The following is a 24,263-nucleotide window of genomic DNA, read 5'->3' as shown; positions in this document are numbered from 1 at the left end:
ATCCTCATCTCTGGAGCCCCCGACCATGCGATACGCCTTCGTCGGGCTCGGCCACCGGGCCCAGATGTACGTGGACGCGCTCCTCGGCGAGTGGGGCGACACCGGCGAGATCGTCGCGCTCTGCGATCCCAACCGGACGCGCCTGCGCTACTACCTCGACAGGATCGGCCGCGACGTGCCGTGCTTCGCGCCCGAGGAGTTCGGCGCGATGCTCGGACTCGCCGACGCCGTCGTGGTCGCGACCGTCGACGCCGCCCATGCCCGCTACGTGGCCGCGGCCCTCGACGCGGGCAAGGACGTCGTCGTGGAGAAGCCGCTGTGCACCACCGCCGAAGACTGCGCGGCGATCGCGGAGGCGGCCGAGCGGGCCGCCGGCAGGCTGATCGTCACCTTCAACTACCGCTACGCGCCGCGCAACACCGCCGTTCGCCAGGTGATCGCGGACGGCGCGATCGGCGACGTCACCTCGGTGCATTTCGCGTGGGCCCTCGACACGGTCCACGGCGCCGACTACTTCCGCCGCTGGCACCGGGACAAGGCGAACTCCGGCGGCCTGCTGGTCCACAAGGCCACCCACCACTTCGACCTGGTCAACTGGTGGATCGGCGACGCCGCCGCATCCGTCTACGCCCAGACCTCCCTGCGCTTCTACGGCGCCCGGAACGCTCGCGCACGCGGGCTCTCCGACCGTCCCGCGCGGGCGTTCCGCGCCCCGGAGCTCGGCACGGACCCGTTCCTGCTGGACCTGTCCGCCGATCCCCGCCTGAAGCGCCTCTACCTGGACGCCGAGCACGAGGACGGCTACATCCGCGACCAGGACGTGTTCGGTGAGGGCGTGACGATCGACGACAACATGTCGGTCCTCGTCCGCTATGAGGGCGGCGCGCTCCTCACCTACTCCCTCAACGCCCACGCGCCCGCCGAGGGGTACCGGGTCGTCTTCAACGGCACCGCCGGGCGGCTGGAACTGGACGTCGTCGAGCGGGCGTGGACGCCGCCGCGCGCGGCGATCGACCCGACCGCGTCCGGGAAGGAGCACGCCGAGGGCGCGTCCGAGCGGCTCGTCCTGCACCGCCACTGGCGGCGGCCGGAGGAGATCGAGATCGAGGGCGGCGCGGGCGCGCACGGCGGCGGCGACGTCCTGCTGCTCGACGACGTGTTCCGGGGCCCGCCGGACGACCCGCTCGCCCGCCAGGCGGGGTACCGCGCGGGTGTCGCCGCCGTGATGATCGGCGCGTCCGCGAACCTCTCCGCGGCGACCGGCGCTCCCGTCGCCCTCACGGCCGGCGGCACCCGGACGGCCGGCTGATGCTCGGCGAATTCTCCGGCCTGGCGGACATCGCCGCCCGCAGCCGCGACCTGTTCCCTCCACCCGGCCCGGACCTGCCCGAACGTCTCCGCGACGCGCTGGGCGTCCTGGAGTTGAGCGCCGGCGACGTCCGGGTCGAGCGCCGCTGGAGCGACGCCGGCCTGGTGGGAGAGGAACTGTCCTGGACGGTCGGGTTCGGCCCCCGCACCCGCGCCTTCCTGCTGCGTCCGCGCGACGCCGCCGGCCCGCTGCCGGGCGTGGTCGCGATGCACTGCCACGGGGGCGTGAAGTGGGCGGGCAAGGACAAGATCGCCGACGGGCCGGAGCCGCCCCTCGCCGAGATCGTCCGGCTGCGCACCCGGCTCTACGGCCGCCGCGCCTACGCGGGAGAGCTGGCCCGCCGGGGCTTCGCGGTGCTCGCGCACGACGTGTTCGCCTGGGGCAGCCGCCGCTTCCCGCTCACCGGCGACCAAGGCGCCCCCGACCGCCACGACCTCGGCCGCTATGACCGTGCCGCCCGCGAGCATGAGCACGTCCTGGCGAAGGCATGCACGATCCTCGGCACCTCGTTCGCCGGCGTCCTCGCCTCCGAGGACCTCGCGGCCGCGGCGTACCTGCGGTCCCGTCCCGGCATCGCCTCCGTCAGCACGCTCGGCCTGTCGGGCGGCGGGGCGCGGGCCGCCCTCCTCGGCGCCCTCGACCCCGGGATCCGCGCCGTCGTCGTGGCCGCGATGGTCTCGTCCTTCCGGGACCTGCGCGACGAGCACGTGGCCGCCCACTCCTGGATGCTGTTCCCGCCGGGCCTGACCCGCCTGGCCGACTGGCCCGGCGTGGTCGCCGCCCGCGCCCCGGCGCCGTTGATGGTCCTCTACGCGACCGCGGATCCGCTCTTCCCCGTCCAGGGAATGCGCCGGGCCCATCACCAGATCACCGCGGCCTACCGGAGTGCGCCCGGCCATTACACCGGCGTCTTCTTCGACGCCGTCCACCAATTCGACCGTTCCATGCAGAACGCGGCCTTCACGTGGCTCACCGGTATGGTCGCGGACAATTATCCCGCATCGAGACCCATGAAAGGATCGCAAGTCCATTGACGTGTTCACGGCGAACGCATAGTTTGTGAGAAAGCGCTTTCTGTAGCACCGGACAACCGGCGTCCGCCCCCCGCCCCCCGCCATCGAGACGGCCGCATCGCCGCAGCCGCAATTGCCGCAGAAGGGCCAGCCCCCATGTGCCCGCTCCCTCTCCGCCGAGCCCGGCCGCCCCCGCGCCCCCTCAATTGAAAAGCCCGGGAACAGCGATCCGAATGTGGCCGCCATGCGCCGGTGGACCGACCATCACCGCAGCGCGTATTCGCCGGCCGCACCTTTCCCCCGAAGTCCGGTCGGCCAGGCCGACCGATGCCCTGAAATCTGGTCGGCCAAGCCGGCCGAGCTTGGAGCAGCAATGCAAGTGAAACCCGCCATCGCCTGCGGCACCGTGCTGGCCGGTGCGCTCGTCGCACTGTCCGGCACCGCGGCGCAGGCCGCCACCGTCCGGTACGAAGCCGGGACCTCCCCGGCGGTGTGCAGCGGAACCATCGACTCCGACCACGGCGGCTACTCCGGCCGCGGATTCTGCAACGGCGACAACGAGGTCGGCGCCTACGCGCAGTTCACCGTGAACGCCGCGGAATCGGGCACGGTGACACTGCACGTCCGCTTCGCCAACGGAACCACCACCGCGCGGCCCGCGGACGTGACCGTGAACGGCTCGGCCATCGCGTCGGCGTCGTTCGAGAGCACGGGCTCGTGGGACACGTGGACGACGAAGACGATCACGGTGCCGGTGAACGCGGGCGGCAACACCGTCCGGTTCACGCCCACCACCGCCAACGGCCTGCCCAACATCGACTACATCGACGTCGAGACGGGGGACGGCGACACACCGCCGCCGTCCGATGAGGACGCGCTGTACGTCGCGCCGGGCGGAAGCGACGGCGCGGCCGGAACCGAGGCGGACCCGACGACGCTCACCTCGGCGATCGACCGCATCGCCCCCGGCGGGACGATCTACATGCGCGGCGGGACGTACCGCCACGCGCAGACGGTCACCATCCCGCCCGGCAACGACGGCACCTCCGGCGACCGCACGCGACTGACCGCCTACCCGGGCGAGACCCCGGTACTGAACTTCTCGGCCATGAGCGAGAACTCCGCGAACCGCGGGCTCGCGGTGAACGGGTCGTACTGGCACGTCCACGGCATCGTCGTGGAGCACGCCGGCGACAACGGAATCTTCGTCGGCGGCAGCGGCAACGTCATCGAGCGAACGGTGACGCGCTTCAACCGCGACACGGGACTGCAGCTGTCGCGCATGACGTCGGACACCCCCGAGGACCAGTGGCCGTCCGGCAACCTCATCCTCAGCGCGGAGTCGCACGACAACGCCGACTCCGACGGCGAGGACGCCGACGGCTTCGCCGCCAAGCTCACCTCCGGCCCCGGGAACGTCTTCCGCCACTCCGTCGCCCACAACAACATCGACGACGGCTGGGACCTTTACACCAAGGACGAGACCGGCCCCATCGGCGCGGTGACCATCGAGGACTCCCTCGCCTACGAGAACGGCACGCTCAGCGGCGGCGGCCAGAGCGGGAACGGCGACCGCAACGGCTACAAGCTCGGCGGTGAGGACATCCCGGTCGGCCACGTCGTCCGGCGCTCCTTCGCCGTCGACAACGGCAAGCACGGCTTCACCTACAACAGCAACCCCGGCTCGATGACGATCTCCGCGAACGTCAGCATCGACAACGCCGAACGCAACTTCTCGTTCGACGACGGCGGTTCGGTCTTCCGCGACAACACCTCGTGCCGCTTCGACGGCGACGGCTCCAACGACAGGACCGTCGGTGACGCCGACGGCTCCAACCAGTTCTGGTCCGGCTCGAACGGCTCCCGCTGCTCCTCCTACGCGGGCTCCCTCGGCTGGTACCTCGCCTCCGACGGCCACCTCGTCGTGACCTTCGGCGGCAGAACGGCGACGCCCTGACCCTCCGGCCGACACCCGACGACCGAAGACGTGAGAAGAGAAGAGACGAGAATGAGAAGACCAGTCGTACTGCGACTTTCCGGGGCGCTGGCGACGACGGCCCTCGCGGCCGCCGCCGGTGTGGTGCTGTCACTGCCCGACGTGTCGGCGGCGGCCGGCGGCGCCACCGGCTACGCGACACAGAACGGCGGGACCACCGGCGGCGCCGGCGGGCAGACGGTGCGGGCCACCACGGGGACCGAGATCCATGCGGCCCTGTGCGGCCGGGCCGGCAGCGACACCCCCATCACCATCCAGGTCGAGGGGACGATCAACCACGGGAACACCGGCAAGGTGTCGGGCGACAGTTGCAGCACCGCCGACGACAAGATCGAGCTCAAGCAGATCGGCAATGTCACGATCATCGGGGTCGGCGGCGGAGCCGTCTTCGATCAGATCGGCATCCACATCCGCGAGTCGAGCAACATCATCATCCAGAACGTGACCGTCCGGAACGTCAAGAAGTCGGGCTCGCCCACGTCCAACGGCGGCGACGCCATCGGCATGGAGAGCGACGTGCGCAACGTCTGGGTCGACCACACGACCCTGGAGGCGTCCGGTGGGGAGTCGGAGGGGTTCGACGGCCTCTTCGACATGAAGGACAACACCCGGTACGTGACGCTCTCCTACAGCGTCCTGCGCAACTCCGGCCGGGGCGGCCTCGTCGGAAGCAGTGAGAGCGACCGCTCGAACGGCTTCATCACCTACCACCACAACCTGTACGAGAACATCGACTCCCGTACGCCCCTGCTGCGTGGCGGCATCGCCCACGTCTACAACAGCCACTTCACGGGCATCACGAAGTCCGGCATCAACTCCCGGGCCGGGGCCCGCGCCAAGGTCGACAGCAACTACTTCCAGGACTCCAGGGACGTCCTGGGCACCTTCTACACCGACGAGGCCGGCTACTGGCAGGTCGGCGGCAACATCTTCGACAACGTGACCTGGTCCAGCCCCGGGAGCGAGAACCACCCCGCCGGCCCGGACCCGCAGTCCAACACCACCGTCAGCATCCCTTACTCCTACACCCTCGACGACGCCGGTTGCGTGCCGGACGTCGTGAACCAGACGGCAGGCGCCGGCAAGGGCCTGCGGGTATCGGACGGAGACTGCTCGCCGCAGACACCGACCCCCGGCCCCACCACGCCCACCCCGGGACCGACCACCCCGACGCCGGGTCCCACCACCCCGACGCCGGGACCGACCGAGCCCGGCGGTACCAACCTCAGCATCGGGGCGGGCTCCGACGGCTCCAGCAAGGCCGACGGGACGAGCTACGGCAACGTGCGGGACGGTGACATGAGCACCTACTGGTCGCCCGCGGGGACGACCGGCTCGATCTCGATCAAGTGGGACTCCGCCCCGACCGTGTCCATGATCAACATTCGCGAGGCAGCGGGTTCGGAGGGCGTCGTCGGGTCCTGGCAGGTCCTCGACCACGACGCCGGAACCGTCCTGGCCTCCGGAAGCGGGGCCGGCGTCATCACCTTCTCGCCGACCTCGCTGCGCAAGATCACCTTCAGGATCACCGGCTCGACCGGCACTCCGCGCATCGCCGAGTTCGAGACCTACGCCGGGTAGCGGCGCGCTCCGCCGTCCGGCGGGCCCGGCACACACCGGGCCCGCCGGACGGCAAGGGGCCTGCGGGCCTGGGGACGGGATCGCTCGGTTGCCGGGGATGCGATCGCGAACGTCGCGCAGAACAGCACGATCGGCCGACCGTGCTCACGCATGAGGGCCGGGTCGCTTTCGGTTCGTGAACGACCGTCGTGAGTCTGCTCTGTTCTCTCAAGCCTGCTCTGTGCTGAGCCGGGCCTGGTCGGCGGCGACCAGGTCGGCGAACTCGGTGGCGAGGGGGCTGAGGGCGTTCCAATCGCGGACCGCCCAGCCGACCGTGATGGGAGACAGCGCCGGGATGGGGACGGTCCGCGCCGGGCCGGCGGGTGAAAGCGGCAGCCTGGGCAGGGCCGGCAGGATGGCGTGGCCGATGCCGAGTTCCGCGAGCAGGACCGCGGTGTCCCAGTCGGCCACTCCGACGGTCCGGGAGGGCGTGCATCCGAGCCGGACGAAGCTCTCCTCAAGGCGCCGGTGTGACGCGGAGTTGGCCGGGTGCGCGATGTAGCGGATCGAACGGAGGTCGCCGGGATCGATGGTCCGCCTGGCGGCGAGTGGATCATCGGCGTTGACCACCAGGACCCACGGCAGGTCGATGACCGGCCGCTGCTGGATGCCGGGAGCCGGCTGCCCCACGGTGATCCAGGCCAGATCCGCGTGCCCGTTCTGCAGGAGTTCCAGACAGCGGCGGGTCGACTGGGCGGACTGGAAGTCCAGGGTCGCCTCGGGATGCCGGTCGCGGAACGCGGTGATGGCGTCCGGCATGAAATGCCGAACCGTCACGCCTCCCGTGGTGATCTTCACGGTTCCGCCGTCGCCGTCGCGGAGTTCCCGAAGGCGGCGGACGGCGGAGTCGAGCGAGGTGATGCCGCCCAGCGCCGCCTGGTACAGGATCCGGCCCGCGTCCGTCGGCGTGACCCCGCGGGGCTGCCGCTCGACCAGCGTGAGCCCGATCTCGCGTTCGAGCCGTTTGACGTGCTGGCTCACCGCCGACTGGCTGCAGGAAAGGGTGCGGGACACCGCGCTGAGGTTCCGCGTCTCGCACACGGCGATGAAGACCCGGAGGTCGTCGAGCGTCACGGACCCAAGTTAACTCTTGGGGATTTATAAGTAAATCCAAGAATTGACTGGAGTGTGCCGCGGCCGCAGGCTGAGAGGCGAACCAGATGGTTCCCAAGACGGCGGCAACCCGTCCGCGGTGCCCTTCGATGTGTGCCGGTGACCCGGGACATACGGCGGACGGCGATCGGGCAGGCGGACGGGTGCCGACCCCCGCGCCACGATCGTCGCGCGGGCGGGGTGGCGATGGGCGACCGTCGAGGGCGACGCCGAGATCATCGGTCCCGACGACGGAACGACGGGCCGCCGTGCTCGTCGTCCCCCGCCGCGTCTACACCAATCCCCAGACCTCCTGACGCGGGCCAGGCCGGCGTCACACCGAGAGGAGCGACTTGCCGATCGTGGTGCGGGCGGCCAGGGCGCGGTGGGCGTCGGCGGCCCGCGCCAGCGGGTAGACGGCGCCGATCGCCGGGTTGAGCCGTCCTCGGGCGGCCTCGTCCAGGGCGGCGCCCAGCAGTTCGCTCACGGTCTCCTGGTCGGGCGGCCCGTCCATGAGCGGGGTGAACACCCGCAGGCCGCGGCGCTCGACGAGTTCCGGGTCGGGGGTCGTGAAGCCGTCCGCGGTGCCGTAGGTGACGAACCTCCCGCCGTCGGACACCGCGTCGAGGGCGGCCGCGCCGAGCGCGCCACCCGCCCCTTCGTAGGCGAGTGCGACACCGCCGCCGGTCAGCTCCCTTACCCGCCCGTCCCAGCCGGGTCGCGTGTAGTCGACGGTGGCCTCCGCGCCCAGCTCACGGGCGAGCGCCAGCTTGTCGTCCCGGGACGCGGCCGCCACCACCCGGGCACCGGCCTGGACGGCGAGCTGCACCAGCAGTGATCCGGCGCCGCCCGCCGCCGAGGACACCAGCACCCATTCATCCTTCTCGGGTACGCCCAGCCGGTTCAGGCTGAGCGCGGTCACGCCATCGTGGACGAGGGCGGCCGCCGGCTCGTCGCCCAGCCCGTCGGGGACGGGCGTGATCTCCTCCGCCCCGGCGACGACCTGCTCGGCGTAGCCGGTGCCGGTCCGCACGACCACACGCCGTCCCACCCACGCGGGGTCGACCCCCGGTCCGGCCTTCAGCACCTCGCCCGCTCCGCCGCCGCCCGGGATGTACGGCAGCTCCCGGGGAAAGAAGTCCTGGCCCCACCCGCCGCGCAACAGGGTGTCGAGGAAGATCACGTCCGCCACCGCCATGCCCACCACGACCTGGCCGGGCCCCGGCGCGGGATCGGGCAGCTCGACCGGGCGCAGCACTTCCGGACCACCGAACGAACCCACCTGGACAGCACGCATGACCGGCCCCTTCATCAGAAATCCCGAGGTACCCGCTCAGTCTTCAACCTGAAGTTTGGTCGAGGTCAAACTCTCCGGCGTGCGCGCATCTCCTGTTCCACGCCGGGCACCTCGCCGACCAGTACGGCTCTCCCGCCTCCGGCCGGGACGCGGGCGCCGCCCGGCCCACCGCGAGGCGTAGCCCGGTTCGCCGAACCGGCGGTGGTGGCAGACTCGGCGGGCATGGAGATCGTTCCGGATGACGAGTTGCGTGCCCGGCTCGCCGAGGCAGCCGACAACGCACCCAGCCCAGAGATCGCGCACCAGGCGCTGGGCCTGCTGCGCCCATCGATCGCACTCGCGCCCGCCGCCGACGGCCAGGGGTGCGGGACGACGCGTTTGGGGGGCCTGCCGCCGCTTCTTCCGGAGGCCGAGTGGCCGGCGACCGGCGGGCGACCCCGGACACTCGTGGCGCGGCTCGACTGCGCGGCCCTGCATCCGCTGCTCGGCGACGAATGGCCCCTCCCGCGTGACGGGCTCCTGTTGTTCTTCTACGACGACACCTTCGGTGCCGTCTCCGCCGACGATGTCTGCCTTCTGCACGTGCCCGGCGACGCACCGGAACGCCCCGCGCCGCCGGACACGCCCGTGATCCCGCCGCTTCCGCTCGTCGCGGCCCGAACCCCGTCGCTGCCCGTCTCCTTCAGCCGGGCGATCGACGCGTTGCCGGGGGAGCACGACCTCATCGATGCCATGGACGCCGTAGAAGCGCTGGCCGGCGTGCTCCCGGAGGTCGACTACCGGCTGCTGGGCTGGCACGACGGCGGAGGGGACGGTCCGGACGGCCAGCGCCCGCTGCTCCAGCTGGAGGGTGTGGACGGCATCGACTGGGGCGAGGTCGTGAACATCACCTTCTGGATCGGTGACGCCGACCTGAGCGCGGGCCGCCTCGAAGGCGCCTACAGCGGCCTTGAGGTCGCCTGAGCTCTCACACGCGCGAACGATCATTGGCGAGACAGGGTGTGAAGGGCGTTCTAGGATCGTTTTCAACTGATCAGGGAGTGCCCCGTGGCCGAAGTGGAAGAGTCCCCAGAAGGCGTGGACGCCGCCGTCCCCAACGGCGCCCGGATCTACGACTACATGCTCGGTGGCAAGGACAACTATCTCGCGGACCGGCGCGTCGGCGAGGAGATGGTCAAAGCGAACCCCACGGCTCCGCTGACCGCCAGGGCGAACCGCGAGTTCCTCGGCCGGGCGGTGCGGTTCCTGGCCGCCGAACAGGGCATCCGGCAGTTCATCGACATCGGGACGGGCCTGCCCACCCAGCAGAACGTCCACCAGGCGGCACACGCGGTCGCTCCGGACAGCCGCGTCGTCTACGTGGACTACGACCCGGTCGTCGTGGCGCACGCGCGGGCCCTCCTGAGCACCGCTGACACCGTGCGGGTCGCCGAACACGACCTTCGCCGGCCGGAGGAGATCCTGGCCGATCCGGAGGTCCTCGACCTGATCGACTTCAGTGAGCCCGTGGCCGTGCTCCTGGTGGCCATCCTGCACTTCGTCGGCCCGGACGACGACCCCCACGGCATCGTCGCCCGGCTGCGCGCGGCGATGGCCCCGGGCAGCCACCTGGTCCTCTCGCACACGGCGAGCGAGTCGCCCGGCGAGGTCATGGAGGCGGCGAAGCGGGGTTTCCGCGCCTCGGGCGCGCCGCTCACACCCCGGACACGGGCCGGGATCGGGGAGTTCTTCGACGGGTTCGACCTGCTCGACCCCGGGCTGGTCGACGTGCGGGAGTGGCGTTCCGGTTCCGGCGGCGGCGCGGCCGTCCTGCCGGAACTGCCCTGGACGATCGTCGGTGGAGTTGGCCGCCTGCGGTAGCGCGGGCGGCGCCTGCCGTGCCCTGGCGAGCCGGCGGATCAGCGGGGCTTGTCGATGAAGGACGCGAAGCCGTCGTGGAGGCGGGTCAGGCCGAAATCGAAGAGCTGCTCGTAGGAGAAGTCGAAGGTGTCGTCGGCGAGGGCGGCCATGGTCGGGAAGGCGCCGCTGTTCATCGCGTCCATGAGGGCCGGGGCCTGGGCCTGCCAGAACTCCTCGTTGCTGACGCCGGTCCGCTTCTCGGCGCGGCGTTCGTTGATGTAGCTGCGCGCGACGCCGTCCACGTAGTCGTGCTGGACGCCGATCATCATCATCAGCGCCCGGTCGTCGATGCCGACGGGACGCAGCAGCCCGAGTAGCCGGTCGAGGCCGCGCAGGCCGTTGGGGCCGAGGAGCGGGCGGCTCTGGTCCACGAACGGGTACCAGGGGTGGTCCATGCACAGCCGCCAGTGGTGGTGGGCCTCGGCCGTCAGGATCTCCCGCCAGCCGCGTTCCCCGTCCTGCTCGGGGACGTCGATGACGTGGTCGAGCATGAGGTCCAGCAGTTCGCTCTTGCCGGGGACGTAGCGGTAGAGCGACATCGTCCCGACGCCCAGGTGGGTCGCGATGACGCGCATGGACAGCGCTTCGAGGCCCTCGGTCTCGGCGAGTTCGTCGGCGACCTCGACGGCCGCCGCGACGATCCGGTCGAGGCTGAGCGTGGGCGGGCGTCCGCGGGCCGGGCGGGTCCGGTCGCCCCACAGCAGCTCCAGGCTCCGTCCGAGGTCGCGTTCGCCGCCGTGCTCCGTCGTCATCGTTCGCCCTGCTCCGGCCTGTGCGGCACCGGCCGGTGCCGCAGTACAGACGCTATCGTCCCTACTTCGAGTATGGTGTACGCGTATTAGTGTATGGTGTACCCAAAGTGAGTCCGGAATGGGAGGCGGCATGGCGGACGACGCGATCCTCGCCGAGGGGATCCGCAAGAACTACGGAGACGAACACGCGCTCGACGGCTTCGACCTCGCCGTGCCGAAGGGCATGGTGTACGGCCTGCTCGGCCCGAACGGCGCGGGAAAGACCACCGCCGTGCGCATCCTGGCCACGCTCGTCCGGCTGGACGGCGGGCGGGCCGAGGTGACCGGGCTGGACGTCGCCACCCAGGCCCGGCAGGTCCGCCGGCGGATCGGGCTGGCGGGGCAGCACGCGGCGGTCGACGAGGTCCTGACGGGGCGGCAGAACCTGCGCATGTTCGGCAGGCTGTTCCACCTCGGCAAGAAGCGGGCGGCGGAGCGCGCCGACGAGCTGCTGGAGCGGTTCGACCTGGTGGAGGCCGCCGACAAGGGGCTCAAGGAGTACAGCGGGGGTATGCGCCGACGGCTCGACCTCGCCGCCAGCATGATCCTGGCGCCGGACGTCCTGTTCCTGGACGAGCCGACCACCGGGCTCGATCCGCGCGGCCGCAGCGAGGTGTGGCAGTCGGTCCGGTCGCTGGTCGCGCAGGGCACGACCGTCCTGCTGACCACGCAGTACCTGGACGAGGCGGACCAGCTCGCCGGGCGCATCGCCGTCCTCGACCACGGCAGGGTCATCGCGGACGGCACCCCCCGGTCGCTGAAGCAGCTGATCGGCGGCGACCGCATCGAGGTGGTGGTGCGCGACCCCGCGACGCTGCCCGCGACGGCGGCCGTGGTCGCCCGCGTCGCGTCCGCCGAGCCGCGGATCGACGAGGCCGCGGCGCGGGTCCACGCGCCGGTCGCCGAACGCGTGGCCGCGCTGACCGAGGTGGCCCGCACCCTCCAGGACGACGGCGTCGACGTGGAGGACATCGGGCTGCGGCGTCCCACGCTGGACGAGGTGTTCCTGCGCCTCACCGGACACCACGCCGACGACGAGAAGGAAGACGCGAAGGAAAGGGTGCAAGCGTGAGCGCCGAAAGCATGGCGGCCGCCGACGACGGACTCGGCACGCGCCTCTACTGGGCCGCCGCCGACAGCTGGACGATCGTCCTGCGCGGCCTGACCCACTACGTCCGGCAGCCCAGCAACATCGCCTGGCAGCTCGGATTCCCCATCGTCTCGGTGCTGCTGTTCGGCTACGTCTTCGGCAGCGCGATGTCGGTCCCCGGCGGCGGCGACTACCGCGAGTTCCTCATGCCGGGCATGTTCGGCATGACGATGGCGATGGGCTTCATGAACACGGCGTACGTCGTCGTCTACGACAGCGCGCGCGGCGTCACCGACAGGTTCCGTTCGATGCCGATGGCGCCCTCGGCGGTCGTCACCGGACGAGGCGTCGGCGACCTGATCGGCGCGACCCTCGACCTCACCGTCCTGGCCCTGACGGCACTGGCGATCGGCTGGCGCTCCAGTGCCGGCGTCCTCGGCACCCTCGCCGCCTTCGGCCTGTTCCTCCTGCTCCGCTTCGCGCTGATCTGGATCGGCGTGCTCCTCGGCCTCCTGGTGCCCAACGAGGAGGCCGCCGGAAGCCTGTTCGCCGTCGCGTTCCCCTTCGCGATGATCTCCAGCGCGTTCGTGGCCCCGTCCCTCATGCCGGACTGGCTGGGCGCCATCGCGATGTGGAACCCGGTCTCCTCCACGGTGACGGCGTCCCGCGAGCTGTTCGGCAACCCGGCGGCCGTCGGCGGCACCTGGATCGAGCAGAACGCACTGCTGATGGCGATCGTCTGGCCGATCGTCATCACCGCGGTCTTCCTGCCCCTGGCCGTCCGCCGCTACCAGCGCCTGAGCCGCTGACGCCACCGGCCGGGGTACGTCCGGGCCGTCCCCCGGCCAGGGAGCCGGGCAGACCGGCCGTGATGCCTCTTGACGCTGGTCAGGGGTGGTGCGAGCGTGAAAGGTGATGGTGAAAGGGGGACCCATCATGACGGAGATCAAGAGCATCGAGAAGCCGGACGATCGAAGGGACTTCCCAAGAGGACACCTGGAGACCGTCCAGTTGCCGGGCCTTCTGTTCGGCAAGGCGACGTTCGAGCCCGGATGGCGCTGGACGGAGTCGCTCAAGGACATCATGGGCACGGACCTGTGCGAAGCGGACCACAAGGGCTACATCATCCAGGGGCGGCTGCGCATTCGGATGCAGGACGGCTCCGAGGGCGAGGTCGGGCCCGGAGACGTCTTCGCCGTGGCACCCGGCCATGACGCCTGGGTCGTCGGGGACGAGCCATGCGTGGCCCTCGACTTCGGAGGCGGCATGGAGGAGTACGCCAAGGCCTGAGTCCGCCTCGGACCGCCCGGGGGCATGAGGAAGTGCCGGCCGGGCGGCCCGTCCGTCCAGGGGCCCGGGGCTTGGGGCAGGCCCGCGCCGTACGCGGAGGAGCCGCCCGAAATGGACGCGTTCGTCGGCGTCGCACGCAAGCCCTGAGGCGGGTAGCGTCTAGGGATGAACGTTCGGCCGACTTCTGAGGACATTCGGCGCGCGCCGAAGGTGTTGCTGCACGACCACCTCGACGGTGGGCTGCGGCCCGGGACCGTCGTGGACCTCGCGCGAGAGTCCGGATACACGGACCTGCCGGCCACCGACGCGGACGATCTCCGGGAATGGTTCGAGGCGGCCGCCAACTCCGGGTCGCTGGAGCGCTACCTGGAGACGTTCTCCCACACCGTCGGGGTGATGCAGTCCGCCGAGGCGCTCACGCGGGTGGCGTACGAGTGCGCGGAGGACCTGGCCGGCGACGGGGTCGTCTACGCGGAGGTCCGGTACGCGCCCGAGCAGCACCTCACCGCGGGCCTGTCGCTGGAACAGGTCGTCGAGGCCGTCCTCGACGGGTTCGCGCGGGGCCGCGAGGACTTCGGGATCCGGGTCGGGACGCTGGTGACGGCGATGCGGCACCAGGCGCGGAGCATGGAGATCGCCGAGTTGGCCGTCCGGTACCGGGACGCGGGCGTCGTGGGGTTCGACATCGCGGGCGCCGAGGCCGGGTACCCGCCCACCCGGCACCTGGACGCGTTCGAGTACCTGCAGCGGGAGAACGCGCATTTCACCATTCACGCGGGTGAAGGGTTCGGGCTGCCGTCGATCTGGCAGGCGATCCAGTGGTGCGGCGCCGACCGGCTCGGGCACGGGGTGCGGATCATCGACGACATCGAGGTGGAGGGGGAGGACGCCCGGCTGGGGCGCCTCGCCGACTATGTCCGGGACAAGCGGATCCCGCTGGAGATGTGCCCCACGTCCAACATCCAGACGGGCGCGGCGAAGTCGATCGCGGAGCATCCGATCGGGCTGCTGCGGCGGCTGAGCTTCCGCGTCACGGTGAACACCGACAACCGGCTGATGAGCGGGACGACGCTGTCTAACGAGTTCGCGCAGCTCGTCGAGGCGTTCGGATACGGGTGGGACGATCTGCAGTGGTTCACGGTGAACGCGATGAAGTCGGCGTTCGCGCCGTTCAACGAGCGGCTCGAACTGATCAACGGGGTGATCAAGCCCGGTTTCGCGCAGCTCAAGTGGAGCGGCGCCCGGCCCCTGGCATGATCGAGCCATGACCATTCGTTCCACCGGCGGGCATGTCGCGGCGTACGCGTGGCTGGTGTTCGCGGCGCTGAACATCGCCGACCTGGCGATCGGCATCACCGGCGAAGCCGACTATTCGCTGATGACGCTCGGCATCGGCATGGTGCTGCTGCTGGGCTGCGGGATCGCGTACACGGTGGGCCTACGGCCCGCGATCGTCGGGGATGATGAGGCCGTCACGGTCCGCAACCCGCTGCGGGAGGCCCGGGTGCCGTGGGGCGCGGTCCGCGGGATCGAGGGCGGGAACGCGGTGGCGGTGCGGTTCACCGGCCCGGACGGGACGGAGCTGCAGACGCGGGCCTGGGTTCACCAGACGTCGCCGCGCGCCCAGGCCAAGGCGGAGGCCCGTGCCCGCAAGGAGGAGAGCAAGACGCCGGGCATCGATCTGCGGGGGCGGACGCCGGCGGCGTACGCGGCGCAGCGTCTGAACGAGATCCTCGACCGTCAGCGTCCGAAGACCAGGTCGGGGGCACCGGACAAGGCCGCCGCGGCCAAGGCGGAGTCCGGGAAGGCGAAGTCGGCGGCGGGCGGGGAGCCGGTGCGGGGGACGGTGCGATGGTCCGTCCCGGCGGTGGCGTCGCTGGCGGTTCCGGCGGCGGTGCTGGTCGTGCTCGCCGTCGTGGGCGCCGTCACCTGAGACGCGTCACACGAGACGCGTTCCCCAGACGCCGTCACGCGAGGGTCGCGGAGAGGTCGGCGCGGAGGGCGTCCAACTCTGCGGCGGCGCGCGCGCGGACCGTGGCGATGTCGTCGTCCACGGGGAGGACGACCTCCAGGTAGCACTTGAGTTTCGGCTCCGTCCCCGATGGGCGGATGACCACCCGTGAGCCTCCGTCCAGGCGGAAACGCAGGCCGTCGGTGGGCGGCAGGCCGTCCACACCGTGGGAGAGGTCGTCGAACGACGTGACGGGCCGTCCGCCTAGCCGGGCCGGGGGATCGGCGCGCAGGCGGGTCATCATGGCCGTGATCAGCGACGAGGGTGAGCGGAGCTCGTCCTTTGAATGGTGGCGGGTGGGGGCTGGAGGACGGTCGTCCGAGCGGAGCTCGTCCTTTGAATGGTGGCGGGTGGGGGCTGGAGGACGGTCGTCCGAGCGGAGCTCGTCCTTTGAATGGTGGCGGGTGGGGGCTGGAGGACGGTCGATCCTGATGGACAGCTGGGACGTGGCGTGCAGGCCGTGTTCGCGGGCCTGGTCGTCCAGGAGGTCGAGCAGCGTGCGGCCGTCGCGGCGGGCGCCGGCGGCGAGCGCGGCGACGGCGAGCGCGGCGGCGATGCCGTCCTTGTCGTTGACGAGCACACCGCGGTCGTCGCCGACGCTGTAGCCGATCGCCTCCTCATAGCCGAACACGAGCCGGTGGCCCGCGCCGCCCGCCTTCATGATCCATTTGAAGCCGGTGAGGGACTCGGCGAACCGGACCCCGTGCGCCGCCGCGATGGAGCGCAGCAGCGACGACGACACGATCGTGGTGACGACCAGGCGGTCGTCACCGGTGGTGTGCCGCAGGACGTGCTCGGCGAGCAGTGCCCCGAGTTCGTCCCCGGTCAGCGTCCGCCAGCCGCCGCCGTCCGGGACCGGGACGGCGACCGCGCAGCGGTCCGCGTCGGGGTCGTTGGCGATCACGAGGTCGGCGCCGCGGGCGTCCGCCAGCCGCAGCGCCAGGTCGAGCGCGCCCGGCTCCTCCGGGTTCGGGAACGCGACGGTCGGGAAGTCCGGGTCGGGTGCGGCCTGCTCCGGAACGACGACCGGGGCGGGGAATCCGGCCCTGTCGAACGCCTGGAGCAGGATGTCCCGTCCCACCCCGTGCATCGGCGTGTACACGACGGAGATGTCGCGGTCGTCGCCGAGCCGCAGCGACGACACCGCGTCCAGGTAGAGGCCGGCGTCCTCGTGGACGGGCCACCGCTCGCCGAGCGGCAGTTCGTCCACGCGGCCGACGGCGTCGATCGCGGCGGAGATCTCCGCGTCCAGCGGCGGGACGATCTGTGCCCCGTCGGCCCAGTACACCTTGTAGCCGTTGTCGCGCGGCGGGTTGTGGCTGGCCGTCACCATGACGCCCGCCACGATGTCATCGAACGTCCGGGTGAAGTGGGCCAGGACGGGCGTCGGCACCGGGTCGGCGAACACCTCCGGCCGCAGGCCCGCGCCGCTGAGCACGGCCGCCGTGTCGTCGGCGAACCGCCGCGAGCCGTGCCGCGCGTCGAATCCGATGATCACCCGGCCGCCGCGGGGGAGGCGGGCGGCGAGCCCGGCGGCGGCGCGCATCACCGTCACCCGGTTCATCCGGTTCGGCCCGGCGCCCAGCTCGCCCCGCAGCCCCGCCGTCCCGAACTCCAGCCGCGCGCCGAACCGGTCGGCGAGGGCCTGGTCGCCGCCCTCGTCCAGGAGCGTCCGGAGTTCGGCGCGGGTGCCCGGGTCGGGGTCCTGCGCCAGCCACTCCTCCGCCTGCGCGCGAAGATCGCTCATACCTTGGTCTTCTCCACGGCCCACGAGTTCAAAGCTTGGTCAGGACGGTGCCGAGCAGGGTGCCCATGCGGCCGGCGGACGCGCGTCCCGCGGCGAGGACCTCCTCGTGGTCGAGCGGCTCGTCCGACAGCCCGGCCGCGATGTTGGTGACCAGCGAGATCCCGAGGACGTCCGCGCCGCCCTGCCGTGCCGCGATCGTCTCCAGGACGGTCGACATCCCGATCATGTCGGCGCCCAGCGTGCGCAGCATCCGGATCTCGGCGGGCGTCTCGTACGTCGGGCCGCGGAACGCCGCGTACACGCCCTCCGACAGCGACGGGTCGGCCTCCTTCGCGAGGGCCCGCAGCCGCGCCGAGTACGCCTCCGTCAGATCGAGGAACGTCGCGCCGGTCAGCGGGTTCGCGCCCGACAGGTTCAGATGGTCGGTGATCAGCACCGGGTCGCCGATCCGCTGGTGCTCGGGCCGCAGCCCGCCCGCCGCGTTGGTCAGCACCATCGTCCTCACCCCGGCGGCGAGCGCCGTCCGGACGGGGTGCACCACCGCGTCGACGCCGCGTCCCTCGTACAGGTGCGTCCGGCCGAGGAACACCAGGGCGCGGTGCTCGCCGACCTCCACGACGCGGATGCGTCCCGCGTGGCCCTCGACGGCGGGCGGCGCGAACCCCGGCAGGTCCGTCACCGGCAGCTCCGCGGCGGGCTCGCCGAGCGCGTCGGCGGCGGGGACCCAGCCGGAACCCATCACGAGGGCGACGTCGAAGGAGTCGATGGACGTGCGGGCGCGCAGTTCGTCCGCGGCGCTCCTCGCCAGTGCAAAAGCGTCGTTGCTCACATCGCCGACACTACAGGCGTGATCGCCGCGCCCCCGCCGTGCCGCCCGGAGGTCAGTCCCCCAGCGACTTGCAGGGACGGGTGCGCAGGTCCTTGACGTAGTCGTCGGGTGCGCCGGCCTTCTCCGCCGCGTCCGCGAGGATGCCGAGATAGCGCGCGGACGGGAGCCCGCCCTCGTAGTCGTCCAGGACGTACAGCCAGCACAGCACGTCGCCGTCGAGGGTCTCCACCCGGACCCTGGTCTTGCGGTAGACGCCGAGCGCGGCGCCCTCCCAGGCGTCGAGCTCCTTCTCGTCCCAGGCGGGCACGTCGTACATGACGACGAAGACCTGCTCGGAACCGTCCTCGACGACCGTCGCGAGGGCCCCGTCCCAGTGCTTGTCCTGCCCCCCGAAGGTCAGCCGCCACCCGGCCAGCCAGCCGGTGCCGCGCATGGGGGAATGCGGAGCCCGGCTCGCCATCTGCTCGGGATCCATGTTGGAGGCGTACGCCGCGTACAGTGCCACGTTGGCCAAGGCTAACTCACGCGCGCGCCGCGACCGGGGTGAAGCGCGGATTGCGGGCCGCGCGTATCCGGGTATTCGGCGGCCGGCACCGAAATGAGGCGCCGCCACCGGCCGTCCCGCGGATGTGCGGCGGAAACCGGTCCGCTGCGGGACTTTTCACTGCCGGGAGTAGGAAAGAATGGAAGATGTGACCCGCATCGTGATCATTGGAGGAGGCCCGGGCGGTTACGAGGCCGCGCTCGTCGCGGCGCAGCTCGGCGCCGACGTGACCGTCGTCGAACGCGACGGACCCGGCGGCGCCTGCGTGCTCACCGACTGCGTGCCCTCCAAGACGCTCATCGCCACCTCGACCCGGATCTCGGTCATGTCCGAGTCGGCGGGCCTCGGCCTGCGCTTCAACGGCGGCCCGGACGGGATCGTCGGGGCCCTGGAGGCCGACCTCGCCACCGTCAACACCCGCGTGAAGGACCTCGCGCGGGCCCAGTCGTTCGACGTGGCGGAACGGCTCGCCTACGAGGAAGTCAAGATCGTCCGTGGTGAGGCGCGGCTGGTCGAGCCGCATGTCGTCGCCGTCGGCGACCGGCGCATCCGGGCCGACATCGTGCTCATCGCGACCGGCGCGACGCCGCGCGTGCTGCCCGGGGCCGAACCGGACGGCGAACGCATCCTGAACTGGCGCCAGCTCTACGACCTGCCGGAACTGCCCGAGGACCTGATCGTCGTCGGGTCCGGTGTGACGGGCGCCGAACTGGCCGGGGCCTACCTGTCGCTGGGATCGAAGGTCACGCTGGTGTCGTCGCGCGACCGGATCCTGCCGACCGAGGACGCCGACGCCGCGTCCGTCCTGCAGGAGGTGTTCCTGCGGCGCGGGATGAACGTCATGTCGCGGTCCAGGGCGGCGGGCGTGGAGCGATCCGGCAATGGCGTGATCGTCACGCTGGAGGACGGGACGAAGGTCGAGGGCACGCACTGCCTCATGACCGTCGGGATGGTGCCGAACACCACGGGCATCGGCCTTGAGGAGGTCGGCGTCCAATGCGACGCGCGCGGCTTCGTGGAGGTCGACAAGGTGTCGCGGACGTCCGTCCCGCACATCTACGCCTCCGGTGACTGCACCGGCGTCCTGATGCTCGCGTCGGTCGCCGGCATGCAGGGACGCATCGCCATGTGGCACGCGCTGGGCGAGGCCGTGCAGCCGCTGAAGCTCGGCTGGGTCGCGTCCAACATCTTCACCGACCCCGAGGTCGCGTCGGTCGGCGTGACGCAGCACATGGTCGACTCCGGGGACGTCAACGCCCGGACGGTCATGCTGCCGCTGTTCACCAACGCACGGGCCAAGATGCAGGGCTTCGAGGACGGTTTCGTGAAGCTGTTCTGCCGCCCGTCCACCGGGATCGTCCTCGGCGGCGTCATCGTGGCGCCGCGGGCGAGCGAGTTGATCCTGGGCGTGTCGATCGCCGTCCAGCAACACCTGACCGTCAACCAGGTGGCCCAGACGTTCGCGGTCTACCCGTCGCTGTCGGGCAGCATCACCGAGGCGTCCCGCCGCCTGATGGCCGAGCACGCCTACTGAGAGACGTGCCCGGCCACTCGGTCGAGCGACGGGACCGCTGGAAGTGCGGCGTGCCGCTCAGAAGTAGCGCAGGGCCACGTACGCCCACGCCATCACGGTGCTGACGACCGTGACGCCCACCCCGTAGCGGGTGAACTGCCAGAAACTGATCGGGTGACCGGTCCTGGCGGCGATGCCGATCGCGACGACGTTGGCGCTCGCGGCGACGGCCGTCCCGTTCCCGCCGAAGTCGGCGCCGAGCGCGAACGACCACCACAGCGCGTCGGCGGTCTGCGGGTCGGCCCCGGCGGCCATCCCCTCCACGATCGGCGCCATCGTCGCCGTGTAGGGGATGTTGTCGAAGAACGCGCCCAGTACGGCGGATCCGAACACCAGCGCGGTGGCGGCGGCGAAGTAGTTGTCGCCGATCGTGTCCGCTGCCCAGGTGCCGATGTTCTCGATGACGCCGGTGTGCCCGAGGGCCGCCACCATCACGAACAGGCCCATGAAGAACACCAGGACGCCCCATTCGACCTCTTTGAGGACGTCCGAGACTTCGACCTTCGTGACCAGCAGCATGACGCCCGCGCCGATGAGGGCCACGATCGACGGCTCCACGTGCAGCACCGAGTGCAGCGAGAACCCGACGATGATCAGCCCCAGCACGATGAGGCATCGCACGAGCAGCTTGTGGTCGGTGATCGCCTTGCGCTCGTCCAGCGCCATCACCTCGGCCACGTACCGCTCGTCGAACGTGAACGACTTGCGGAAGATCCACCGCGACATCACCACGAACGTGATGAAGATGATCACCACGATCGGCGTCATGTGCACGAGGAAGTCGTTGAACGTCAGCCCCGCGCGGCTGCCGATGATGATGTTCGGGGGATCCCCGATCAGGGTGGCGGCGCCGCCGATGTTGGACGCCAGCACCTCCGCGATCAGGTACGGCTGGGCGGGGATGCGCAGCCGGTTGCAGACCACCACCGTCACCGGCGCCACCAGCATGATCGTGGTGACGTTGTCCAGGAACGGCGAGGCCACGGCGGTGATGGCCATCAGCATCACCAGCAGCCGGTACGGTCTCCCCTTCGAGCGCTTGGCCGCCCAGATCGCCAGGTACTCGAACAGCCCGGTGCCCTTGATGACGCCGACGACGATCATCATGCCGAGCAGCAGGAAGATGACGTTCCAGTCGATTCCCGCGTGCTCGGAGAAGAAGACGTCGGCGCCCGAGGTCAGCCCGAGCACCGTCATCAGACCGGCCGCGACAAGGACGACCTTGACCTTGTCGATCTTCTCCGTCGCGATGAAGAAGAACGCCACGACGAAGATGGCGAGCGCGGCAACGGCGCTCATGGCGCGTCCCATCCTTGTGCGCCGTCGAGCGAGGTGCCGTCAAGCGGGATGCGGATGAACGGTGTGCCGTCGGAGTGTGCGCCCGGCGGGCGCGCGATTTTTGGGCGCGTACCTCTTGCCGGCGCGTCCCTCAGTCGTCGGGCCTGGTCAGCGCCAGTGCCGACAGCAGCCGGTCCAGAATGACCGCGCCGGCGAGCAGCCCTGCCTCGTCGACCACCGCGACCAGCGGGCTCCGGTGCCGCGCCATGAGCGTGGCGATCTCCAGCAACGTGGCGGACGGTTTGACGCTGACCGGGCGGGCCGTGGGCGCTCCAAGGCAGTCCCCGACCCTCATGTCGCTTATCTCGTGCCAGAACACGTCCGCGTGCGCCTCGTCCACGGTGCGGCTCAGTGCCTGGTCCTCCTGATAGGCGGCGGGCACCGCCAGCTTCAGCACCTGCGTCCCGGGCAGGACGACCCGGGGGCGCTGCTCCTCGTCCACGACGATCAGTCCGGGCAGGCGGCCGAGCGCCATGACCTGAATCGCGTGGGCGATCGAGTCGCCGAGTGTCACGGTCGGCACCTGTACGGCGATGTCCCGCGCTTGCATGGTTTCCTTTCGGCTTCCGGAGAGCCTGGTTCCCAGGGCTGATAGGTTCCTCCTCCTAACGCCGGGGGCGGTCCTGTCGCAGGACGGCCTCCGCGGCGCCTTGGGCAGGGCACCGTGTCCGGTGCCCGATCGCTGTGCCATGCGTCCGCCCCTTTCTGCGTACACCGTCCAGTCTTTGCGGCGGCGGACCGCATCGGCATCGGGGCCGGCACCCATATGGGCCAGGAGGAATCATGTATTTGTGGTTCGCCCAGTCCGGGCTGAGCTGGGATCTGCCTACCATGGAGGCGAGACCGGAGGTGATCGGTGCACGCTCGGGAGACCCGCACCCGGATACTGCTGGCCGATGATCATGCACTGGTGCGCCGCGGGCTCCGGCTGATCCTGGACGCCGAACCGGACCTGACCGTCGTCGCCGAGGCCGCCGACGGCGCCGAGGCCATCGAGGCGTGCGCCGGCACCGAGGTCGACCTCGCGATCCTCGACATCGCGATGCCGCGCATGACGGGGCTCCAGGCCGTCCGGGAAATCTCCCGGCGGTTCCCCTCCGTGCGGACGCTGATCCTGTCGATGTACGACAACGAGCAGTACCTGTTCGAGGCGCTCAAGGCCGGCGCGTCCGGCTACGTGCTGAAATCCGTCGCGGACCGCGACCTGCTGCACGCCTGCCGCGCCGCGATGCGGGGCGAGCCGTTCCTGTACCCCGGCGCCGTCAACACCCTGATCCGCGAGTACCTCGCCCGGGACCGGGACGGCGACGGCCCCGAAAGCCTTCTCACCCCACGCGAGGAAGAGATCATCAAGCTGGTCGCGGAGGGGTACTCGTCCAAGCAGATCGCCGAGATGCTGACGATCAGCATCAAGACCGTCGACCGGCACCGCGCGAACATCCTCGGCAAGCTCGGCATGCGCGACCGGCTGGAGCTGACCAAGTACGCCATCCGCGTCGGCCTCGTCGAGCCCTGACCCCCGCCCGCCGCTCGCCCCGCCCGCCGCCCCACCTGTCGGGGGCCGCGCTCAGGTTCTGACGGGGTACTGGCCGCGCCGCGCACCCGGCGGCGGTATGACGAGCTTGACCTCGGTGCCGCCGCCGTCGGCCGGGCCGATGTCCAGCTGCGCCCCGATGAGCATCGCGCGTTCCTGCATCCCGTGGATGCCGGAACCGAGCTCGACGGGCGGCCCCGAGCCGTCGTCCACGACCCGCAGGATCACCCGGCCGCCGTCGTCGCGTGCCAGCGACAGCTCCGCGTTGCTCGCGCCGGAGTGCCGCCACACGTTGGTCAGGCCCTCCTGCGCGATCCGGTAGATCACCAGCTCGACGTCGGGCCCGAGGTCGTCCAGGCCGGTCTGGACGCGGCGCGTCACCCGCGGCCCGCCCGTCCCGGAGAAGTCCCCGGCGAGGGAGCTGAGCGCGCTGGTCAGGCCGAGATCGTCCAGTGTGCCGGGACGCAGCCGGCGGGCCACCCGGCCCACCTCGTCCAGGCTCGACCGGACCAGTTCCTGGACACCCCGCAGGTCCTCCGCCACTTCGCCGGGCGCCCGGTTCACCACCGACTTCAACTCCAGCAGAACCACGGTGAGGCTCTGCCCGATCTCGTCGTGGAGTTCCTGGGCGATGCGGCGCCGCTCGGCCTCCTGCGCGTCCAGGACCACGGCCGTGCTGATGCTGCGGTCGGCCTCCAGCCGGTCGAGCATCGCGTTGAAGTGGTCGACCAGCCGGAACAGGTCGCGGTTCGGGGTCGTCGCGAGCCGGTCGCCGGAGCGCAGCGAATCCAGGCGCGCCATCAGGGTCGTGAGCCCGTCCAGCGGTGCCAGGCTCGCCCGCAGCAGCAGCGCGTTCGCCGCCACCATCAGCGCGATGCCGATCGCCAGGACGACGAGTTCGCTCAGCAGGACCGGCGAGGACACCGTGACGGGCGCGAAGGCCAGGATGGCGGTGCCGATCACGAAGATGAGCCCGTTGGTTCCGAGGATGCGCCAGAACAGGCCCGGCACGGGCGTCCTGGGCAGGCGCCGCGGCCGCCCGGCGTCCGGCCCGGCGTCACGGCTCCCGGGGTCGGTGCCGGCCGCCGGTCCGGTCTCACTCGCGCTCATGGAACCAGGTCACCCCACAAAGCCCGTCGTTGTCCATTCAGTGCGGCTCCGAGCAGGGCGGCCACCGGCCCGGGACGTGTTCCGTCTGCATGGTGCGCGCCCGCGAAATGAGCACTCGCC

General features: G+C 71.1%; 22 protein-coding genes. 13 read left to right on the top strand and 9 right to left on the bottom strand.

What is annotated here, in order from left to right; all coding sequences use genetic code 11:
• The first annotated feature begins 25 nt into the window (after positions 1 to 25).
• From ACGFIS_RS24175 to ACGFIS_RS24160, 4 genes are all read left to right on the top strand, one after another.
• Entirely contained in the window at positions 26 to 1,309 is a 1,284-nt protein-coding gene (locus ACGFIS_RS24175; protein ID WP_392972560.1) for a Gfo/Idh/MocA family protein, read from the top strand.
• Positions 1,309 to 2,403 carry a dienelactone hydrolase family protein gene (locus ACGFIS_RS24170; RefSeq protein ID WP_392972558.1) on the top strand — a complete coding sequence of 365 codons (1,095 nt, stop codon included), beginning with the start codon at positions 1,309 to 1,311 and terminating at the stop codon, positions 2,401 to 2,403. Before ACGFIS_RS24175 ends, ACGFIS_RS24170 begins: the two co-directional genes overlap by 1 nt.
• A 352-nt stretch (positions 2,404 to 2,755) precedes the next feature.
• Entirely contained in the window at positions 2,756 to 4,339 is a 1,584-nt protein-coding gene (locus ACGFIS_RS24165) for a carbohydrate-binding protein (RefSeq protein ID WP_392972556.1), read from the top strand.
• Between the two features lie 51 nt (positions 4,340 to 4,390).
• Positions 4,391 to 5,959 carry a polysaccharide lyase family 1 protein gene (locus ACGFIS_RS24160; protein ID WP_392972554.1) on the top strand — a complete coding sequence of 523 codons (1,569 nt, stop codon included), beginning with the start codon at positions 4,391 to 4,393 and terminating at the stop codon, positions 5,957 to 5,959.
• Positions 5,960 to 6,166: 207 nt separating this feature from the next.
• Here the strand turns inward: ACGFIS_RS24160 and ACGFIS_RS24155 are convergent, their stop codons facing one another.
• Complete coding sequence (locus tag ACGFIS_RS24155; protein ID WP_392912307.1) at positions 6,167 to 7,072, bottom strand: LysR family transcriptional regulator; 906 nt, start codon at positions 7,070 to 7,072, stop codon at positions 6,167 to 6,169.
• 352 nt (positions 7,073 to 7,424) lie between these two features.
• The gene (locus ACGFIS_RS24150; protein ID WP_392912305.1) at positions 7,425 to 8,387 is read right to left on the bottom strand and encodes a zinc-binding dehydrogenase; all 963 of its coding nucleotides are present in this window, start codon (positions 8,385 to 8,387) and stop codon (positions 7,425 to 7,427) included.
• Positions 8,388 to 8,609: 222 nt separating this feature from the next.
• Between ACGFIS_RS24150 and ACGFIS_RS24145 the strand changes: the two genes are divergently transcribed.
• Both ACGFIS_RS24145 and ACGFIS_RS24140 read left to right on the top strand, forming a co-directional pair.
• The gene (locus ACGFIS_RS24145; protein WP_392912302.1) at positions 8,610 to 9,350 is read left to right on the top strand and encodes a DUF1963 domain-containing protein; all 741 of its coding nucleotides are present in this window, start codon (positions 8,610 to 8,612) and stop codon (positions 9,348 to 9,350) included.
• 84 nt (positions 9,351 to 9,434) lie between these two features.
• Positions 9,435 to 10,247: an SAM-dependent methyltransferase gene (locus ACGFIS_RS24140; RefSeq protein ID WP_392912300.1), complete on the top strand. Its 813-nt coding sequence runs from the start codon at positions 9,435 to 9,437 to the stop codon at positions 10,245 to 10,247.
• A 38-nt stretch (positions 10,248 to 10,285) separates the two neighbouring features.
• Here ACGFIS_RS24140 and ACGFIS_RS24135 read toward each other — a convergent pair whose 3' ends face one another.
• A complete protein-coding gene (locus ACGFIS_RS24135; RefSeq protein ID WP_392912297.1) occupies positions 10,286 to 11,038 on the bottom strand; it encodes a TetR/AcrR family transcriptional regulator in 753 nt (250 codons plus the stop codon).
• 130 nt (positions 11,039 to 11,168) lie between these two features.
• Between ACGFIS_RS24135 and ACGFIS_RS24130 the strand changes: the two genes are divergently transcribed.
• The 5 genes from ACGFIS_RS24130 to ACGFIS_RS24110 all read left to right on the top strand — a co-directional run bounded on the left by ACGFIS_RS24130 (position 11,169) and on the right by ACGFIS_RS24110 (position 15,390).
• Positions 11,169 to 12,149, top strand: a complete 981-nt coding sequence (locus ACGFIS_RS24130) for an ATP-binding cassette domain-containing protein (protein ID WP_392912295.1) — start codon at positions 11,169 to 11,171, stop codon at positions 12,147 to 12,149.
• Positions 12,146 to 12,976 (top strand): ABC transporter permease, encoded by an 831-nt coding sequence (locus ACGFIS_RS24125; protein WP_392912293.1) that lies wholly within the window; start codon positions 12,146 to 12,148, stop codon positions 12,974 to 12,976. The genes ACGFIS_RS24130 and ACGFIS_RS24125 overlap by 4 nt, the downstream gene beginning before the upstream one ends.
• 127 nt (positions 12,977 to 13,103) lie before the next feature.
• Positions 13,104 to 13,457 (top strand): cupin domain-containing protein, encoded by a 354-nt coding sequence (locus ACGFIS_RS24120; protein WP_392912291.1) that lies wholly within the window; start codon positions 13,104 to 13,106, stop codon positions 13,455 to 13,457.
• 165 nt (positions 13,458 to 13,622) lie between these two features.
• On the top strand, positions 13,623 to 14,714 hold the full coding sequence (locus tag ACGFIS_RS24115) for an adenosine deaminase (protein WP_392912289.1): 1,092 nt from the start codon (positions 13,623 to 13,625) through the stop codon (positions 14,712 to 14,714).
• Between the two features lie 7 nt (positions 14,715 to 14,721).
• The gene (locus tag ACGFIS_RS24110; protein ID WP_392972552.1) at positions 14,722 to 15,390 is read left to right on the top strand and encodes a PH domain-containing protein; all 669 of its coding nucleotides are present in this window, start codon (positions 14,722 to 14,724) and stop codon (positions 15,388 to 15,390) included.
• Between the two features lie 34 nt (positions 15,391 to 15,424).
• On the opposite strand, the gene ACGFIS_RS24105 is transcribed toward ACGFIS_RS24110, so the two are convergent.
• From ACGFIS_RS24105 to ACGFIS_RS24095, 3 genes are read right to left on the bottom strand one after another with little or no spacing between them, the layout of a single operon-like run.
• On the bottom strand, positions 15,425 to 17,215 hold the full coding sequence (locus ACGFIS_RS24105; protein ID WP_392972550.1) for a phospho-sugar mutase: 1,791 nt from the start codon (positions 17,213 to 17,215) through the stop codon (positions 15,425 to 15,427).
• Positions 17,216 to 17,243: 28 nt separating this feature from the next.
• Positions 17,244 to 18,044 carry a purine-nucleoside phosphorylase gene (locus tag ACGFIS_RS24100; protein ID WP_392912282.1) on the bottom strand — a complete coding sequence of 267 codons (801 nt, stop codon included), beginning with the start codon at positions 18,042 to 18,044 and terminating at the stop codon, positions 17,244 to 17,246.
• Between the two features lie 52 nt (positions 18,045 to 18,096).
• Positions 18,097 to 18,549 (bottom strand): gamma-glutamylcyclotransferase, encoded by a 453-nt coding sequence (locus tag ACGFIS_RS24095; protein ID WP_392912280.1) that lies wholly within the window; start codon positions 18,547 to 18,549, stop codon positions 18,097 to 18,099.
• A 187-nt stretch (positions 18,550 to 18,736) separates the two neighbouring features.
• Here ACGFIS_RS24095 and ACGFIS_RS24090 point away from each other — a divergent pair, with 187 nt between their 5' ends.
• Positions 18,737 to 20,122, top strand: a complete 1,386-nt coding sequence (locus ACGFIS_RS24090; RefSeq protein WP_392912413.1) for an NAD(P)H-quinone dehydrogenase — start codon at positions 18,737 to 18,739, stop codon at positions 20,120 to 20,122.
• Between the two features lie 57 nt (positions 20,123 to 20,179).
• Here the strand turns inward: ACGFIS_RS24090 and ACGFIS_RS24085 are convergent, their stop codons facing one another.
• Complete coding sequence (locus ACGFIS_RS24085) at positions 20,180 to 21,460, bottom strand: SLC13 family permease (protein ID WP_392912278.1); 1,281 nt, start codon at positions 21,458 to 21,460, stop codon at positions 20,180 to 20,182.
• A 130-nt stretch (positions 21,461 to 21,590) separates the two neighbouring features.
• Positions 21,591 to 22,049, bottom strand: coding sequence for a CBS domain-containing protein (locus ACGFIS_RS24080; RefSeq protein WP_392912276.1), 459 nt, complete (start codon positions 22,047 to 22,049; stop codon positions 21,591 to 21,593).
• Between the two features lie 306 nt (positions 22,050 to 22,355).
• Here ACGFIS_RS24080 and ACGFIS_RS24075 point away from each other — a divergent pair, with 306 nt between their 5' ends.
• Positions 22,356 to 23,015, top strand: coding sequence for a response regulator (locus ACGFIS_RS24075; RefSeq protein WP_392912274.1), 660 nt, complete (start codon positions 22,356 to 22,358; stop codon positions 23,013 to 23,015).
• A gap of 51 nt (positions 23,016 to 23,066) precedes the next feature.
• Here ACGFIS_RS24075 and ACGFIS_RS24070 read toward each other — a convergent pair whose 3' ends face one another.
• Entirely contained in the window at positions 23,067 to 24,143 is a 1,077-nt protein-coding gene (locus tag ACGFIS_RS24070) for a histidine kinase (RefSeq protein WP_392972548.1), read from the bottom strand.
• Positions 24,144 to 24,263 lie beyond the last annotated feature (120 nt).

It is taken from the genome of Spirillospora sp. NPDC048824 (assembly GCF_043198455.1).
Lineage (GTDB): Bacteria > Actinomycetota > Actinomycetes > Streptosporangiales > Streptosporangiaceae > Spirillospora.
The sequence above is the reverse complement of the archived record's forward strand: the minus strand, read 5'-3'. Positions and strand labels throughout refer to the sequence as shown.

Excerpts from the sequence above, each read along its gene's own strand:
- ACGFIS_RS24085 (WP_392912278.1), bottom strand. The coding sequence starts at position 21,460 with ATGAGCGCCGTTGCCGCGCTCGCCATCTTCGTCGTGGCGTTCTTCTTC.
- ACGFIS_RS24080 (WP_392912276.1), bottom strand. The coding sequence starts at position 22,049 with ATGCAAGCGCGGGACATCGCCGTACAGGTGCCGACCGTGACACTCGGC.
- ACGFIS_RS24145 (WP_392912302.1), top strand. The coding sequence starts at position 8,610 with ATGGAGATCGTTCCGGATGACGAGTTGCGTGCCCGGCTCGCCGAGGCA.
- ACGFIS_RS24120 (WP_392912291.1), top strand. The coding sequence starts at position 13,104 with ATGACGGAGATCAAGAGCATCGAGAAGCCGGACGATCGAAGGGACTTC.
- ACGFIS_RS24115 (WP_392912289.1), top strand. The coding sequence starts at position 13,623 with ATGAACGTTCGGCCGACTTCTGAGGACATTCGGCGCGCGCCGAAGGTG.
- ACGFIS_RS24170 (WP_392972558.1), top strand. The coding sequence starts at position 1,309 with ATGCTCGGCGAATTCTCCGGCCTGGCGGACATCGCCGCCCGCAGCCGC.
- ACGFIS_RS24165 (WP_392972556.1), top strand. The coding sequence starts at position 2,756 with ATGCAAGTGAAACCCGCCATCGCCTGCGGCACCGTGCTGGCCGGTGCG.
- ACGFIS_RS24110 (WP_392972552.1), top strand. The coding sequence starts at position 14,722 with ATGACCATTCGTTCCACCGGCGGGCATGTCGCGGCGTACGCGTGGCTG.
- ACGFIS_RS24150 (WP_392912305.1), bottom strand. The coding sequence starts at position 8,387 with ATGCGTGCTGTCCAGGTGGGTTCGTTCGGTGGTCCGGAAGTGCTGCGC.
- ACGFIS_RS24160 (WP_392972554.1), top strand. The coding sequence starts at position 4,391 with ATGAGAAGACCAGTCGTACTGCGACTTTCCGGGGCGCTGGCGACGACG.
- ACGFIS_RS24070 (WP_392972548.1), bottom strand. The coding sequence starts at position 24,143 with ATGAGCGCGAGTGAGACCGGACCGGCGGCCGGCACCGACCCCGGGAGC.
- ACGFIS_RS24130 (WP_392912295.1), top strand. The coding sequence starts at position 11,169 with ATGGCGGACGACGCGATCCTCGCCGAGGGGATCCGCAAGAACTACGGA.
- ACGFIS_RS24135 (WP_392912297.1), bottom strand. The coding sequence starts at position 11,038 with ATGACGACGGAGCACGGCGGCGAACGCGACCTCGGACGGAGCCTGGAG.
- ACGFIS_RS24175 (WP_392972560.1), top strand. The coding sequence starts at position 26 with ATGCGATACGCCTTCGTCGGGCTCGGCCACCGGGCCCAGATGTACGTG.
- ACGFIS_RS24105 (WP_392972550.1), bottom strand. The coding sequence starts at position 17,215 with ATGAGCGATCTTCGCGCGCAGGCGGAGGAGTGGCTGGCGCAGGACCCC.